This window comes from Kiritimatiellales bacterium (assembly GCA_041656295.1).
Taxonomy (GTDB): Bacteria; Verrucomicrobiota; Kiritimatiellia; order Kiritimatiellales; family Tichowtungiaceae; genus Tichowtungia.
On sequence record JBBADV010000002.1, the window covers coordinates 156,754 to 172,688 of the forward strand.

General features: G+C 52.2%; 15 protein-coding genes. 4 read left to right on the forward strand and 11 right to left on the reverse strand.

The features are described 5' to 3' along the window. Positions 1 to 107: 107 nt before the first annotated feature. The 10 genes from WC959_01925 to cdaA all read right to left on the reverse strand — a co-directional run bounded on the left by WC959_01925 (position 108) and on the right by cdaA (position 11,306). Positions 108 to 1,058: a metallophosphoesterase gene (locus WC959_01925; GenBank protein ID MFA5687900.1), complete on the reverse strand. Its 951-nt coding sequence runs from the start codon at positions 1,056 to 1,058 to the stop codon at positions 108 to 110. Next, on the reverse strand, positions 1,055 to 1,180 hold the full coding sequence (locus WC959_01930; GenBank protein ID MFA5687901.1) for a hypothetical protein: 126 nt from the start codon (positions 1,178 to 1,180) through the stop codon (positions 1,055 to 1,057). Before WC959_01930 ends, WC959_01925 begins: the two co-directional genes overlap by 4 nt. Then, positions 1,177 to 2,442 carry a Gfo/Idh/MocA family oxidoreductase gene (locus WC959_01935; GenBank protein ID MFA5687902.1) on the reverse strand — a complete coding sequence of 422 codons (1,266 nt, stop codon included), beginning with the start codon at positions 2,440 to 2,442 and terminating at the stop codon, positions 1,177 to 1,179. The genes WC959_01930 and WC959_01935 overlap by 4 nt, the downstream gene beginning before the upstream one ends. 17 nt (positions 2,443 to 2,459) lie before the next feature. Continuing rightward, entirely contained in the window at positions 2,460 to 3,035 is a 576-nt protein-coding gene (locus WC959_01940) for a hypothetical protein (GenBank protein MFA5687903.1), read from the reverse strand. 275 nt (positions 3,036 to 3,310) lie between these two features. Beyond that, complete coding sequence (locus WC959_01945) at positions 3,311 to 4,537, reverse strand: SGNH/GDSL hydrolase family protein (protein MFA5687904.1); 1,227 nt, start codon at positions 4,535 to 4,537, stop codon at positions 3,311 to 3,313. A gap of 588 nt (positions 4,538 to 5,125) precedes the next feature. Next, the gene (gene pheT / locus WC959_01950) at positions 5,126 to 7,531 is read right to left on the reverse strand and encodes a phenylalanine--tRNA ligase subunit beta (protein MFA5687905.1); all 2,406 of its coding nucleotides are present in this window, start codon (positions 7,529 to 7,531) and stop codon (positions 5,126 to 5,128) included. Positions 7,532 to 7,683: 152 nt separating this feature from the next. After that, positions 7,684 to 8,616 (reverse strand): HAD hydrolase-like protein, encoded by a 933-nt coding sequence (locus WC959_01955; GenBank protein MFA5687906.1) that lies wholly within the window; start codon positions 8,614 to 8,616, stop codon positions 7,684 to 7,686. A gap of 47 nt (positions 8,617 to 8,663) precedes the next feature. Then, positions 8,664 to 9,494, reverse strand: coding sequence for a tetratricopeptide repeat protein (locus tag WC959_01960; GenBank protein MFA5687907.1), 831 nt, complete (start codon positions 9,492 to 9,494; stop codon positions 8,664 to 8,666). Between the two features lie 5 nt (positions 9,495 to 9,499). Continuing rightward, complete coding sequence (locus WC959_01965) at positions 9,500 to 10,465, reverse strand: CdaR family protein (protein ID MFA5687908.1); 966 nt, start codon at positions 10,463 to 10,465, stop codon at positions 9,500 to 9,502. After that, positions 10,458 to 11,306 carry a diadenylate cyclase CdaA gene (cdaA, locus tag WC959_01970; protein ID MFA5687909.1) on the reverse strand — a complete coding sequence of 283 codons (849 nt, stop codon included), beginning with the start codon at positions 11,304 to 11,306 and terminating at the stop codon, positions 10,458 to 10,460. Before cdaA ends, WC959_01965 begins: the two co-directional genes overlap by 8 nt. A gap of 378 nt (positions 11,307 to 11,684) precedes the next feature. On the opposite strand from cdaA, the gene WC959_01975 reads away from it, so the two are divergent. Further along, positions 11,685 to 12,071, forward strand: a complete 387-nt coding sequence (locus WC959_01975) for a transposase (protein ID MFA5687910.1) — start codon at positions 11,685 to 11,687, stop codon at positions 12,069 to 12,071. An 82-nt stretch (positions 12,072 to 12,153) separates the two neighbouring features. Next, complete coding sequence (locus tag WC959_01980) at positions 12,154 to 12,492, forward strand: transposase (protein MFA5687911.1); 339 nt, start codon at positions 12,154 to 12,156, stop codon at positions 12,490 to 12,492. 139 nt (positions 12,493 to 12,631) lie between these two features. Here the strand turns inward: WC959_01980 and WC959_01985 are convergent, their stop codons facing one another. Beyond that, positions 12,632 to 13,741: a substrate-binding domain-containing protein gene (locus WC959_01985; protein MFA5687912.1), complete on the reverse strand. Its 1,110-nt coding sequence runs from the start codon at positions 13,739 to 13,741 to the stop codon at positions 12,632 to 12,634. Positions 13,742 to 13,900: 159 nt separating this feature from the next. On the opposite strand from WC959_01985, the gene WC959_01990 reads away from it, so the two are divergent. Then, the gene (locus WC959_01990) at positions 13,901 to 14,665 is read left to right on the forward strand and encodes a GDSL-type esterase/lipase family protein (GenBank protein MFA5687913.1); all 765 of its coding nucleotides are present in this window, start codon (positions 13,901 to 13,903) and stop codon (positions 14,663 to 14,665) included. Positions 14,666 to 14,675: 10 nt separating this feature from the next. Beyond that, the gene (locus tag WC959_01995; protein ID MFA5687914.1) at positions 14,676 to 15,887 is read left to right on the forward strand and encodes an acetylxylan esterase; all 1,212 of its coding nucleotides are present in this window, start codon (positions 14,676 to 14,678) and stop codon (positions 15,885 to 15,887) included. The last annotated feature ends 48 nt before the right edge of the window (positions 15,888 to 15,935 follow it).

A 15,935-nucleotide genomic window follows, 5' to 3' on the forward strand; every position in this document is an offset into this window, starting at 1 on the left:
TGCGGACGGCAAGGGACTGCCGTCCCTACCTTTTTTCATCCGTTTGTATCCGCATCATCTGCGGTTTAAATCCATTGTTTAGAATTTTTTCTTGGCGGCTTGGCGGTTTAAGCCCGTTGCCGTGGATACGGCAGCGAAAATTTACGTTCAGATTCGTTGCCGGTGCAATAGAGCAGATCCGTTGAATGTTCGCTGTCCGTATGCGCGACATCTTTTTTGCGCAAATGCAGGTTGGTTGTGTACGGCACAGCAAGCTCCGTCGGCGCGGATATCATCTGCACATCAATGCAGTCGTTCGCCACATCAAAAATCGCAACATCATGCGGAAAACTGGCAAGCCCGGATGGAACGATGTGCGTAACGCCATTCGTTTTTACGCGGCCGGTCAAATGCACGTGACCGGAGAGCACCGCAATAATCCGGTCGCTGTTGTCTTCAATCAGTTGCCGCAATGCAAGATCGCCGCAAATCCAACTGATAAAGCCGAATGTTTTTTCCAGCACGGCGGCGTCACGGATCGGGACAATCGGAATATGAAACGTGATGAAAACCGGCAGTCCGGGATGTTCCGCCAGCGCCTGCTCAAGAAATTTCCGGCGCGCGGCGCGGCATGCCTGCTGAACTTCGGGCGATTGAAATTCGATTGATCCGTCAAACCCCGTATCGCCGCTGTTATTCAGCATGATGAAGAGGATTCCTTTGTGCACAAAAGCATATTGCGTGCGGTCGGCGCCGAATGTATCGCGGTACGCTTTTTCGTACACCGCATCACCTTCATGCTGCCGGTTTTCGTGATTGCCGACGCACGGATAAAACACCACGGACAGCTCTTTCATATATTCTGCAAACGCCGGCTGCTCTGCGTTGATCTTTTCGAGTTCAACGCCGTGAATCATATCGCCGCCGGACAGAATAAAATCGAGATCGCCCAGCCGGCCTTCCGCAGCTTCTTTAAAAAACCACTGCGCGCGCTGATTGGCACCTTTGTACGGACGCACACCGTCGAACGGCAGTCCCATGTGAATATCAGTCGCAAAAGCAAATCTGAATTTTTTCATATCTTTACCCTTTTCCGGCAGCCCATTCCCATCATCGACAGCGATGATGCCATCAAACTTCCCTGCAGAAATTTCCGGCGCGTCGGGCTCGCAAAACTTATATTATCAATTGGAAATTTCATGATGCCCTTTCAATATGAATACGACGGGACTCAATCTGTTCCAATTCAATCAACTCATAATTCAGCGACGGAAAATGAGTGTAGTTCCGCATATCCACAATCCGCCCGGGCTTTGCCCACGGAATTGCGGCGGCGGAAAACAGCGTTCCGTTTTCCGCCATCTGCCGGACAGACCCGCCGATATTTTTAATGTACCGAAATGTATTCCCGTTCTGTTTTTTAACCGCTGTAAATTCAGCGTCAATCGCCGCCGGAATTCCGGCGGATTCAAACGCGCCGTTCCACGCCAGCACAAACGGCCGGCACTCTTCAACGGTAATCAGCGGCCGTTCGCCGGATTTTAAACTGTGAATCGTTGATCGCAGCATTGCCAGCCGGCTGAAAATCCCATCGTCCTCTTCCGTAAAATCCTGCCGCTCGCGGCGTCCATCATGAAACTCGACATCAACCGTGCAGAAATCAGTCAGTGTAACAGTTGCTTTTTCGGTGCGGATTTCGCAAACAACCGCGCCGGACTCCGGCGTCGCAAGACTCGCGCTGAACAACAGCTTCACGCCGTTTTCGGCCTGAATGCAAACCGCATTGGTATCTTCACTTTCAATCGCGTTGGCGTGATACAGTTCCGCCTGTACCGTTTCCGGCGACGCCATTCCGGCGGCGGAACTTCCAAGATACAGCGCCTCCGCCATCAAATGCGCCAGCGGATTTCCAATCGTTCCGTCCAGCACCCACACATTGTTCATCCGCAGCTTTCCGCTCCACGCCGCGCGGCGGAAATATTCTTCCGAGCGCGGCCAGAGCGCATGCGCATGCACACTTTTAATTGCGCCGAACTCGCCGAACATCAACCGGTTTTTAATCGCGGCCGTTGACGTCGCAAACAGATGCTGAAAATTCACAGCAATCCATTTTCCGGTGCGCCGCTGCAGTTCAATCAGTTTATCCATATCCTGAATCGTCACCACCGGCGGTTTCTCCAGCAGCACATGAAACCCGTTTTCCACCGCTTTCGCCGCGTACTCGAAATGACTGTCTATACTGGTCGGAATAACAATCGCCGGACAGGTTTCCGGCGGCACATTTGCAATCAGGGCATCAATATCTTTATAAATGGAAACCCCGGCTGCGGCACACTGCTGTACCGGTTCGCTGTCTGAATTCCGGGTCACTATTGCAACCAGCCGGCAGATTTCCGGCAGCTCGCTGATCCGGTCGCGCAAATATGCTGCATAGCCGCCGCAGCCGATGATTGCCAAATTCATTGGCAAATGTTTAATACTCAATGTTCATTGCTCCATATAAAAACTGTTTCGAGACGCTGTTCATTGCCGGTTAACTGCTGAATATTGATAATTGAACATTCATCGGCAGACTGGCGCGCACGCAAAACGAAACGCGTTAATTTGAGAGCATCGACGGTATTCGTCAGTGCAGTGTTCTTTTCAACAAACGGCAGATACAGCGGCGGCGGAATATCCAGCTCCACCGGCACCGGAGTTTTTCCGTCCTTCAGCAGTGTAACGAGATTTTCGTTCGCGCGCGCTTCGATAATTCCGGCGGTACCGACAATCCGGATCCAGTCGTTGCCATGCGTGCCGGCGGACTGCGGACAAAAATAGTCCACGCTCACCGTCGCCGGCGCACCGCTGCTCAATGTAAAAATTCCGGCGCATGAATCTTCGCAGCTGCTGAACACCGTAATTCCGGCCAGCGACGGATGATTTAAACCGCCGGAAAGTTCTTCGCCGGCATACGCCGGCGCCACGCCGGAAAAGTGAACATCACCACACGCACCGAATTCATTTGCCGCCTCAAACCAATGTCCCCACCCGCCTATAAAAACAATATTTTTCATAACTAGTAAACCTCCCCGCGACAAGCCACGGGGTATTCTGCGACAGACTTCGATAAAACTTAATTTCCGGGCCACGGGATGAAATGAAAACGAATGTGCAATCAGTTCCTCCCATATCAAGATCCGGATTTATTTTCGGGGAGAACACGGTGCAATTCAAAAATATAAACTGTCCAAATTATCTCCCTTTTTTTGGACATGCCCAAAAAAACGGAATGTATTCAAAACAAAAAAATCGCTGCAGGATACGCCGTATTCAGGAGCGTATCCTGCTTCTAATTTTCCGGTGCGACGGACGCCGGAAAACCGGCGGCGCAAATGCTCTCAATCCGCAGCTCCTCGCTGGCGGACAGTTCCGGCACAATCTCCAGCAGCCACTCGTTTCCGGCATCCATACCGGACGCAATGATTTTAACCAGTCGCATATTGCCGTCGGCGCAGTTTGCATTAAACGTTCCGGCGGGCTCACCGTTAATCCGAACGCTGAACGCTCCGGATTTTTTTGTACTCTCACCGAACAGCATCACCTCCGAAGCGCGTACGCGGAACCGCAGCGGCTTTGCTCCCGGCGCCGCCACTGCCAGTGTGCCCATCCAGCGTGAACAGAGAAAATCGAATGCAATCGCAATCCGGTGCGGTTCGGCGCGTGTCCAGACGTCCGGCAGATCGCCGTTGGCGGCAATGTGGAAGCGGTTCGCCGTCACATACGTTTCCGCATGCAGCATTTTTTCCGGCGCGCGACAAACAGCGGCATTGCTGATCGCCTGCTCAAACGCATCCCACACCGCAGCCGCATACAATGCGTATCCGGCGTCACCGGGATGAACAGAATCGGGCGTATCCCACAGCTCATTTGCATCTGCAATTCCGGTGGCGACGCGCTCTTTCAACAAAGCAACCGCATCCGCCTGCGGCAGTCCGTACGCCTCAGCAATTTTTTTATGCTCCGCATCGAGCGGGCGCGGCGGCGGATTCGGCAGGCCGTCTTTTTTAATTGAAAAACGCGCCTGCAACACCGGAATCCCTGCCAACACCAGTCGCCGGACAACCGCCTCATACGCCGCCAGCCGCGCCGGGTTCGGAAAATCAAACGCCTTGTCGTTAATCGTAAAATCCAGAAAAACCAGATCCGGCTCATACGCCAGCACATCGCGATCCAGCCGGAACACCGCCAGTTGCGAACCGGTGCCGCCCAGCGCTGCATCAATAAACCGGAACTGCGACATCGGGAAACGATCCTCCAGCTTGCGGGAAATGATAGCGCGGTATGATGTTTTCCACGGATCCGTTGAATTCGCGCCGACGGTCAGGCTTCCGCCAAAAAACGCGACACAAAGCCGCTCGCCGTTTTCAGCCCGGCGCGCAAACTCTGAAAAATCCGGCGCAACGGAAAAAAGAAAAACCGGCAGTAAAACAAAAACAGCGATCAATTTTTTCATGCCGCCAAGATTCGGTGAAATAAAAATGCCTGCAATGAAAAAAGAAAAAATTCTGTACACCATATTCTCATGGTAGATTGTAACTGCAAGTGTCCGGTTGGAGATTTTTGATTCATGCCGTCATTTTCTGATCGAACCGTTCTTCCGCTGTTTTAAAATTCAATAGTTTTCGTGGATAGGTAGTGATCCACGTTTCGATCTCCCAATGATTGAACTCTTCCTGGGTTCAACCGCCGGCGGACGGTCGATAATGCTGTGTCCCGGAGCCACGGTGCGTTTGCGGCATTACACCGTTCTTCTACGGAATACTCTCCATGCGATAGGTCAGCCCAGCCGCACTTCAGCTCCTGGCGGATCGTACGCTTCGCACATCCGGGCAGCGCGGCAATCCGGACGGCCGGTTCTCCCCTCCGGTACAACACCTCAATCTGAATGCGCTCTTCGTACGTCAAATGCTTTCCCTTCCGCGGGTCTGTGTGATACATTGTCCCTGTTCCATGCCGATGCTCCTTTCCTTTGTTTTGTCGAATGAAGACAGGTTCATTCTGGTATGGAATTTCTATGCTTCCAACCGGATACTTGCGTTTACAATCTACCCGGATTTTATAATTTCACCGCAACGGATAAAAGGAAATCAAGCTGCGTGTGCTATTAACCTTCACGGATAGCGGCTCCAGTGGCTTCGCAGACATTTTTACCGACGATGTCATGGAAGGCGTTCACTCTTTCGTCGGTGAGCGTGCCGGCTGGAGAGCGGTAGATAAAGTTGTATGCCATGCTCTTTTTGCCTTGTTCAAGCGGCTTGCCGCGAAAGAGATCGAACAGCGTAATTGTTTCCAGTTCCGCCGGCGCGGCAGATCTGGCAGCTTTGACGATCTCTTCATGCTTCACCTGTTCGTCCACGATAAATGCAAAATCGCGGTCGATGCTCGGATAGAGCGGAATATCTTTGACGGGATACCGGCGCCAGACGTTTTCGATCAGCGCTTCAAGATCAATTTCGGCGGCAGCGACCGGATCGTTCAAGCGCCACTCTTTGCGCGCGGCATCGTTAATCAATCCAAGCACGCCGATTTTCCGTTTGCCGGCGGTAATTTCCACGGCGGTGCCGGCGGAAAATTCCGGTGCTTTATCGAGCGGACGGAACTGTACTTTAACGAGTTTCTGTGCGGCGAACAGATTTTCGAGCAGTCCTTTCAGATGCAAAAAAGTTTCTTCCCGGGTGACGGGGCGCTGTTTATCGAGTGCGCCGCGGCCGGCGGTTCCCATTAGGCCGATACAGATTTTTTCAACCTGCTTTGTTCCTTGTTCAGTTTTGATAAAGGTGCGCCCGCTTTCAAAAAAGAGAGCTTCATTAATCTGACGCGATTTATTGCGTCCGAGGCTTTCAACCATTTGCGGAATAAGCGAGGTGCGCAGTACGGATTGATCCGAACTGATCGGATGCGGCAGCTCTTCACGCGCGTCGTAATTTTCTTTGCCGAACAGATCGAGCAAGGCGTGGTTGACGAGCGTGTAGTTCATGATTTCACGTGCGCCGAGTCCGGCGAGATTTTTATGGCATGCATGAATGGCGCGAATCCGCGCATCACTGACGCCGGAGATCGTGGTGGCGTCCGGCATTTTTTCCGGAATTTTATCAACACCGTACAGCCGGATCACTTCTTCGCTCAAATCAACTTCGCGTTCTAGGTCGTCACGAAAGGCCGGAATTTCGAGCAGCGCTTTTTCGGTATCGCTCTCCAGCACGCTGATTCCGAGCGATTCAAAAATTTCTTTCTGTGTACCCGCCGGAATTCCCAATCCAATCAAATCACAGATTTTATGCCAGTGAACAGTGATCTGCCGTCTGGTTTTCGGCGCGGCGTATGCATCAAGCACACCGGCACAAAGTTCAGCGCCGGCAAAGTCCTGCATGAGTGCGGCGGCGCGGCGGCTCGCCCATTCAACAGACTCTGCATTCACGCCGCGCTGAAAACGGTAGGAGCTGTCAGTGGAAAGCCCGAGCGCTTTTACAGTGGCGCGAATGTTTGACTTTTCAAACACCGCCGCTTCGAGCAGAACAGTTTTGGTATGATCATTAATTTCAGTATTAAGTCCGCCCATTATGCCGCCGAGCGCAATGGCTTTTTCGGTGTCGGCAATGACGGTCATATGTTCATTTAATACGCGCTCTGTGCCGTCAAGCGTGATAAATTTTTCACCGGCGCCGGCGTTGCGGACAATAATTTTCCCCGCTTGCAGCAGCGTGTAATCGAACGCGTGCAACGGATGTCCGGTTTCGAGCAGGACATAGTTGGTGATATCGACGACGTTGTTGATGGAACGGATGCCGCAGGCATTGAGCCGTTTCTGCATCCATTCCGGCGCCGGTGCAATTTGAATGTTTTTCAAAACGTGCGCGGTATAGCGCGGACATTTTCCGGTATCCTGAACTTCAACAGAAACATATTTTTCTACTGCTGCGGTGCTCTCTTTAATTTCCGGCACCGGAATTTTCAGCGGCGCGCCGTAGATTGCGGCGACTTCGCGCGCGATGCCGATGACGCTTAAGCAGTCCGGACGGTTCGGCGTGATTTCAAGTTCGAACACCGTTTCCGGCGCGCCGATAATTTCGGTCAGCGGTGTGCCGGGAACAGTTCCGGGATTGAGAACCATCAGCCCTGAATGATCATTTGAAAGTCCGAGTTCATCCGCTGCACAGAGCATACCGAGCGATTCGACGCCGCGGATTTTAGCTTTTTTCAGTTTTTCACCGCGCAGTACGGTGCCGACCGGCGCAAATGGATAGACGCCGCCGGTTTCGACATTCGGAGCGCCGCAAACCACTTTAAGCGTTGCGCCGGCGCCGTAATCGACACTACACAACCGCAGTTTATCGGCATCCGGATGCGGCTCGACGGCGAGAATTTTTCCGGCGACGACGCCATCAAACATACCGCCGACAGTTTCAATTTTTTCCACTTCAAGACCGGCGAACGTCAGGCGGTCGGCAAGACCTTCAACGGTATCATCAAAATCGACATATTCTTTGAGCCAGCTTAATGTAAATTTCATCGGGTTTCCTCAGCTAAAACGAAAAGAGAGTAAAACACGAAACGCACCGGCGGGCAAGCCGTGACAAAAAGAACATATGATCTATGGGGTGAATTTAAAGTACACTGTCGAAAGACAGAAGTGAGTAAAATTTTCGCTGACTTTTTCAGCAGCTAATTTTTCTTCCACGGCGGTGTAAACGGCAGTGCGGCGTGAAAACGGTCGATTAATTCTGTCTGATATTCCCCGGCAAAATTTCCGGCAGTAATTCTTTTTAATGCAGTGTTACGCAACTCAATCCAGCTGGCGGATTCGTCGCCGGGAATGATCGGAAAAAAATTCACGCCGGCGGAGCGGGCGGCGGCAAGATCGCCGGGGGCATCGCCAACCATGAGCATGTGCGCCGGTGCATAGCGTCCGCACATAATGGTTTGCAGCGTCGATTTTTTTGACCCGAGTTCGGCGCCGGCAATCACATCAATATATTTTTCAAGACCGGCGTTACGCCATTCGTGCACAAGCGCTTCTTCGGCAGTTTGCGAAACGACAATGACATCGCAGTCGCGTCGAATTTTTTGCAGTGATGTTTCAACCTCAGCAAACACCGGCATCTCTTTTACACCGGCGATTTCTATATTTACTGCACGGCTCCAGTTCAGGATGCGGCGCAAATCTTCGTTATCGCCGCATCCGGCGGGTGCGGTTATTGCGCGATCATCGCCCGCATTTACAATCATAAATTTCTCCAGCTCATCCGTGCTGAGCGGACGACCAGAATTTATAAACTGCTCGAGTGCGGCGGTATTCGGGATTCTGGTGAGTGCCGGAAAGTACGGCACAGCGGTTTTCATATTCTGGAAAATTTTGAGCAGCAGCTCAAACCGGTTAAGCCCGCGCCACTGCGAATAAAGCGCTGTCCATTCGGCGATTCGCCGGAATTCCTTTTCTTCGTTTTCGAGCTGCCAGAAGCGAATGATGCCGGTATGAAAAATCTGCTGTTTGATCGTCATGCTGTCAAACACACAACCGTCGGAATCCAGCGCAACCAGTACATCGTGCTTTGCATCAAAATGAATCAGATCGTTTTTGCTCCAGCTGTTTTTCATATCATACGATCAGGCAGATTTGACAGATCGGGCAGATCAACATCTTTTTAATTATCGTATTCGTCCAGGCCCTGCAGTACACGGTAGGTGCGGTGAGCGCGCTGAATTTTTGCCTGCTGTTCCTGAAACGACTGCACCTCTGTTTCGCGCGGATTGGTTTTTGAAAGCAGAATCAGCGCTTCCGTTGAAATCTGCGCCGCTTTTTCGTATTCACCGGAAACATAATAGGCTTCAGCCAGCGTGTTCCAAATGGACGGCATGTACGGTGAAAGCATCAGTGCTTCACGGGCATAACGCAGCGCAAGCGCACCGTCGCGCACACGTCCGCCGGTGGCATAAACCCACGCGAGGTTGTTGTAGAGCAGCGGATTATCGGGATATTCTTCAATGAGCTGTTTCAGATAGTTGATCGCCTCGGAATAGCGTTTCATCGTGATGTAAAGCGTACTGAGGCGAAACCGGATTTCAGCATCCTCCGGATAATTTTCGCGGGCGCGCAGATAGGCTTTTTCGGCTGATAAATACTCTCCTTCTTCCATATATTTTTGTGCGGCGTTCAACAGACGGTCGGTGCGGCTGTCGTGCTGCACCCCTTCCGGCGCAGCAAATTCCGGCGGAGTTTCAGTTTCATCCTGCAGTTCAATCCGCGAGCCGGTTTCTGTTTGAATGATCAGTTCACGCTCTGTGTCGACATCCTGATCGGGACGCCGCAGCAGCGGCGGCGCATTGGTTTCTTCCGCTGCGGAATCCCACCGGTTGGGAAGTGCAGTGTCAGCATGTTCAAAAATATTGGTTGAAATTCCTCCGTCCGGGTGCTGAGCCATCAGCACAGCAGCAACGGAAACGGAAGCGGTTAAAATAAAAATCAGTTTGTGCATAGAAATTATAATTTTTTAACAGTTACTTTTACAGTCGCCGGCTCAATGCGATCGGTTTTAAATCCGGCCGGCACCGCCGCATGCACCGGCATTTCATATTCGCCCGCCGCCGTCAGTTCTGAACAGTCGGCATATAAATATACATCGTGCCGATGCAGATCGTCTACGTTCGCAGTGCGTCCAGACAACTCGATGGTCGCGGTTTCCGGTGAAATTCTTGTCACACGCGACTCAGCCGATGATACCAGAACCCGGATATTTATATTTTCAAGCCGGCGCGTAACAACGCGTTCAACCAGAGTAAAATCTACTGTTACATATTCCGGCGATGCATTCCAGAATTCCGCCGTATCGGCAATCATTGCGGCTGTACGGAACGATGTGTAACGTCCGTCCAGACTCACCGGCACGGTGCGCACCAGTTCGAGATTGCGCAGCAGTTGTTCAGCGCCGCGCACCCGGACCGCTGCCGGCGTACACTCTGTTTTTTCAAGCTGAACGCCTGCCGGAAGTTCACCTTCGAACACCGCTTTCACCGGCAGAATACGCTCCACTTCACGGTCGATGGAGACTGTAATTTCCGATGGATCGAACTGGACAATTTGCGCGCGCGAGGTGGTACGCACGAATCGCGGCTGAAGTTTAACAGACTGTTTTGCGCGGTCAGACGTGCGCGGCACTTCAATAAACACTGCCAGTTCATCGCTGCTGATAAACCGTAAATCTTCACGCGCACCGCGGAAACGGATATTGACCGTTTCCGCCGACTGATCCATCACCGCGCGCCCCGGACCGGCAGAAATTTCCACCGGCACATCCGTCACTAGAATTTCAAAACTTGTTGTTTCGCGGATCGCCTGCCACACCGCAAATGCCAGCGCCACGCAGCCGAGTTTCAGCAGCCAGTGGTACGAAACGGTTTTCCACAGCAGTACAATATAATCTTTAATTGTCTTTTTCCGCTCAGTCATGTTGCGGTGCTTCTCCGAAAATAAAATTCAATTGTCCGCCGGCGTATGCCGGCTGATGACTTTTCAGTTTTTTCAGTCCGCTCGATTCGCGGCCGAGAAACGACGACAGCACGCGTTTTAAATGCGCTTCATCAAACCCGCGTTTCAATCGCCCGTTATACGCGATCGAAACCACACCGGTTTCTTCCGAAACAACAATCACCACCGCGTCGGATTCTTCCGTCATTCCGATTGCCGCGCGATGCCGTGTGCCGAGCGTACGCGCCATATCGTCGTTCTGCGACAGCGGGAAAACACAGCCGGCAGCGGCGATCTTGTTTTCATTAATAATCACACCGCCGTCGTGCAGCGGCGTGCCGGGATAAAAAATAGTGGCCAGCAGTTCCGCACTGACATCGCAGTGCAAGGCCACACCGGTATCCTGAATACCCTTTGTTTCAACATCGCGTTCAATTGCAATTAATGCGCCGATCTTCCGTTCGGCCAGCATATTCACCGCCAGTACAATCGGATCCGCCAGTGCGCGCCGGCCTTTCGTACCAAGAAAATTCGTGCGCTGTCCGATGCGCGCCAATGCGCGCCGGACTTCCGGCTGAAAGATCACCACCAGCGCAAGCGCCAGATAAATCATGACGCGCTGCAGCAGCCAGTTGATAATTAACAGATTGGTGAATTTTGTAATTAAAATCAGACAGACAAACAGCACCGCCAGACCGGTAAAAATAGCGGACGCGCGCGTGCCGCGGAAAAATTTAATCAGATAATAAAAAATAAAGGAGAGAATCGTAATTTCGATCCAGCCGCCGATGCCGGGATTTTCTATGCCTGAAAGCCAATTCATCCAATTCTCCTAAATTCTTTTTATAATCTAGACAGGATTAAGCGGATAGACAAACCTGAAATGAATTTCAAACCGCGGATGGAGCGGATGGAAACGAATTTTTAACTGCAAATGGACGCCAATTTACACGAATAAATCGGCAGGGCGGCAGTCCCTTGTATGTTCCCCTGTGTGTTATCTTTTATCTGCTTTCAATGACACTGCGGTTGATTGGAAGGGTTCACCGGGGGCGGCCGCCCCCGGTGAACCGGAGGGAGTAAGGCTGGTTCGCCCTTGAACCTTGAGTCCAAAAGCGTAGCTCAGCCCCTGCCTCCCGCATGTACTAACCCGGACTGTTGTCTGAGCAACCGGGCTCGTATCATAAGGATGGAGTATACAATGAATGACAAGGCCGTCTACATCGGTGTCGATGTTTCAAAGGAGTTTCTGGACATCGATTCGTTTGATTCAAAACCCGCACACATTCCTAATTCCAAAGCCGGTATCCGCCGGCTCATTGAGCGGATTAAGAATGCAGATCAACACATAATCATCTGCTGTGAATCCACCGGCGGATGCGAACGCCTGCTGTGTGACAGGCTCACAGACGCAGGCCTTGATGCTGCCCGGGTTGATCCCCAAAGCGTACGCGACTTCGCGAAGTCGCGTAAGATCCTTGCCAGGACCGATCAGCTTGACGCAAAAGTTCTATCGTTGTTCGGTACACTGAATAACCGCGGCTGTATGTACAGCAGCCGCAGTGGCGGACCGCGCTCAATGCACTGATCCATCGGCGCACAGTACTCGTTGAGATGTGCAAGGATGAAAAACTTCGTTTAAACATGGCTGAACCACAGATAGAAACGTCATCGGACTCACCGGTGCACTGACACTCGTCAGTACGATGCCTGAACCCGGTCAGATCGGTGATAACCAGGCAGCGGCGCCGGCCGGATTAGCGCCGCACAATCGTGACAGCGGAAAGTTCCGCGGCCAGCGCCATATCCATGGCGGCCGCGCGGAAGTGCGGCGTGCACTCTACATGTGCGCCATAAGTGCACGGCGCCGCAATCCAATCCTGAAGGAGTTTTATGAACGGCTTATCGCCGACGGAAAAAAGAAAAAAGCGGCGCTCATTGCAGTGGCATGCAAATTAATCGTACTGGCCAACCGGCTGCTCGCAGATCCCGGGTTCCAGCTCTCATAACTTTTTCAACAAACACTGTTGCTACATTCTGCGCAGAAAAAATTCTGCACGCAAAGACACAAAGGAAAAAAGAGAAATGAATTTTTTTGCCGGCGGAACGCCGGAGATTTTTCATGCTTCGTGCCTAATGCCTTTTTCCTTATCTGTTTTTCTGGAAATCTGAAGGGCACATGCCGGTGGCTTTCTGCAGGACTTGGCTCAAGTGCGTTGTGGACAGATATCCAACGTTGATCGCAATTTCAGCGACGGTCTGATTGCCGGCGGCGAGTTCTTCTTTAATCCTCTCCAGCCGCAGATCACGGATATGGTCGGCGACAGAATGACCAAGATAGCGGTAAAACCGGCGGTCGAGTGTCCGTCGCGCAATCATCAGGCGCTGCGCCAGTTCGCCGGCATTCAGGCGGAGGCCTCTCGGCGTTTTTAAAATCTGCAGCGCGGCAGTAACCTGAGGGTCTTCAACCATCAGAACATCACTGGATCCGCGCACCGCAATCCGCTCAGGTTTAATAATTGTTTTTTGCGGCACTTTTTTTCCCCCGCGCATCAACCGGTCGAGCAGTTTGCAGGCGGCGGTGCCGACTTCCGCCTCCGGCAGTTCAATACTGCTTAGCGTCGGAATGCAGTCGATGCACAGTTCGATGGCGTTGTTGCAGCTGAGAACTGCAATTTCGTTCGGCACGCTGCGCCCGAGTTTTTCAATCAGGTGAATAATATCTCTGCCGCCGTAGTCGGAATCAGAAAACAGCCCGAAACAGCATGGCCAGGAACGGATGATCTGCCGGTATTTTCTTTGATCGATTTCCTTCCAGGGGAACAGATTTTCTTCCAGCAGGGTGAATTCCTGCCGGTGCAGTTCATCGGTAAATCCTTGTCGGCGGTATTTGGCAAATTCGTATTCAGAATAAACCATGCCAAATGTTTTGGCACCGCAGGAGATCAGGTGCCGGGCGGCGAGTACGCCGATTTCATAATTATCAAATGTACACATCGGATAATTCGTTTCCGGCAGCGCCTGAGAAATATTGATGACCGGGCATTGCATTTTTTTGGCAGCGTTCAAGATTTCCGGGCAGTTGATTTTTAAGATGGCACCGTCAAATTTTGTGCGGGGAAATCTTCCTCGGCGTCCGAGCTCACAAGGAATCAGCGACACTTCGCACCATCCGGCGTGTTCGGCATACGTCAACACGGACGGCAGCAGGCCGGAAATTTCCAAAGGCTCCAAATATAACGCAATGTGCTTTCCCATGAATCAACAATCTTCACGGAAATTTTCCTGCTGTCAAGCCGGCGTGTCCAAAAATAAGGAATGCGGTTGTCACTTTTTTCCCGTTGGTTTTTTTGTGCCGGTATTCATGATCGCTGTATAATCACCGGAAATTCCGGCGGGCGGCGTACAGGAGCGGAAATGAAGTTATTGGCAATATTGGTGTTTTTTGCGACGGGCTATGCGGAAACTAATCCGCTCGAAACCGTTCGCGTTGCGATCGCGGGGAGTTCCGCCTGCGAAACGTATCATTCCGGCGCGCCGGAACTGATTTGGGGCTGGGGCGAAGTGATCGGCGATTATTTCAAGCCCGGCGCCGAAATATTGAATCATGCAAAAGGCGGACGCAGCAGCAAAAGTTTTATCGCCGAAAGGCGCTGGGAAAAACTGCTGGCCGACGAACCGGATTATATTCTAATGACTCTCGGAGCCAACGACACTAAAGGTAAACTCGGTTATACTGATCCGCAGACAGAATTCCGCGACAATCTCCGGCGGTTTGCGGCGGATGCCGGCGCTGCCGGCGCGCACATTATTTTCGTAACGCTGAATACATCCATGATGTTCAATGCGGATAAAACCAAAGCGGTTTTCCATAAATCCGGCAGAGCCATCCGCACCGATCGGCTGGAGCACTGTCAGGCAATCCGCGAAGTTGCGGCGGAACTGAACAAACCCTGTCTCGAACTATGGGATAATCAGGTGCGCGAATGGGAAGAGATGGGCGAAGAAAACGCCGCTGCGCTGTATCGCATCAACGATCAGGGGAAAATTGATCCCAGCCATACAAATAAAGCCGGCGCCGAACGGATTGCGCGAATCATCATGCGCGAACTGGCAGCAAGCATATCGCCGCTGGCGGCTTATGTTGATTCTGTAAAAATTGAAGCGTGTGGAAAAAATTAATGGAGTGGAAATGAAAAGATTAATTGCAGCAGTTTGCGGGATTGCATCGATGTCCGCCGGAGCGGATTTCTCACAAATGAACGAACAGGTTCTGGCGCTCGGTTCGCTGACGAATGCGCCGGCAGTACAGGATGCCGGAGATTCTGACGGCATCATGAAAACCGTGTTTTTTGATTCGGTGCAATATAAAGGAAAACCGGCGAAAGTGTTCGCATGGATCGGCGTGCCGGAAACGTCCGGCGGTAAAAAAATCCCCGGCATTGTTCTTGTGCACGGCGGCGGCGGAACCGCATTCAAAGAGTGGGTCGATCTGTGGAACAAAAAAGGATTCGCCGCAATTTCCATTGCTACCGGCGGACAGACCGACGAGTGGACGGGCAACTACAGCGCCACAGCGCGGAATAAAATCTGGGTGCGGCACGAATGGGCGGGCGCGCCGCAGGGCAGTACATATGGCGACACCAAAGAGCCGCTGGAAGATCAGTGGATGTATCACGCCGTCGCCGGAACGGTGCTGGCAAACTCGCTGCTGCGTTCACTTCCGGAAGTTGACGAAAGCAGGATCGGCGTGATAGGAATTTCGTGGGGCGGAATCATCACCAGCACCGTGATGGGCATTGATCCGCGTTTTGCATTCGCCATCCCGGTTTACGGCTGCGGGCATCTGGCGGACAGCGAAAATAAATATGGCGACGCGCTGCGCGATAATGAAATTTATAAAAATGTCTGGGACCCGATGATCCGGATGAGCCGTGCGATAATGCCGACGCTCTGGCTGTCGTGGCCGGAGGATTTTGCATTTTCGCCGATCAGTCAGGCAAAAAATTATCACGCGATGCCCGGCGCCTACATGGTTTCGCTGATTCCCCGCATGGGACACAGTCATGAGAAGGGCTGGAATCCGCCGGACAGTTATGCCTTTGCCGAAAGCATTGTGAACACCGGCCGGCCGTGGGGCGGCATGGTCCGGGTTGAAAAAGCCGGTGCGGATGTCGCTGTAGAATTCAGGACGGACATCGCACCGGAAAAAGCAGTACTGGTTTCGACAACCGGCGCCGGTTTTACCGGAAACCGCACCTGGATCGAAACGCCGGCGGCATTCCGGCAGAACGACGGAACATGGATTGCTTCCGCAATCCTGCCGGAAAATACAACGGCATGGTTTCTCAATCTGACCTGCAGCGGATTGACGCTGAGCTCGGAATTTCAGACGGTGGAATAAAAAGAACTGTCCAAAAATCAGTATAATTTCTGGCGGGTTTTTTTTATT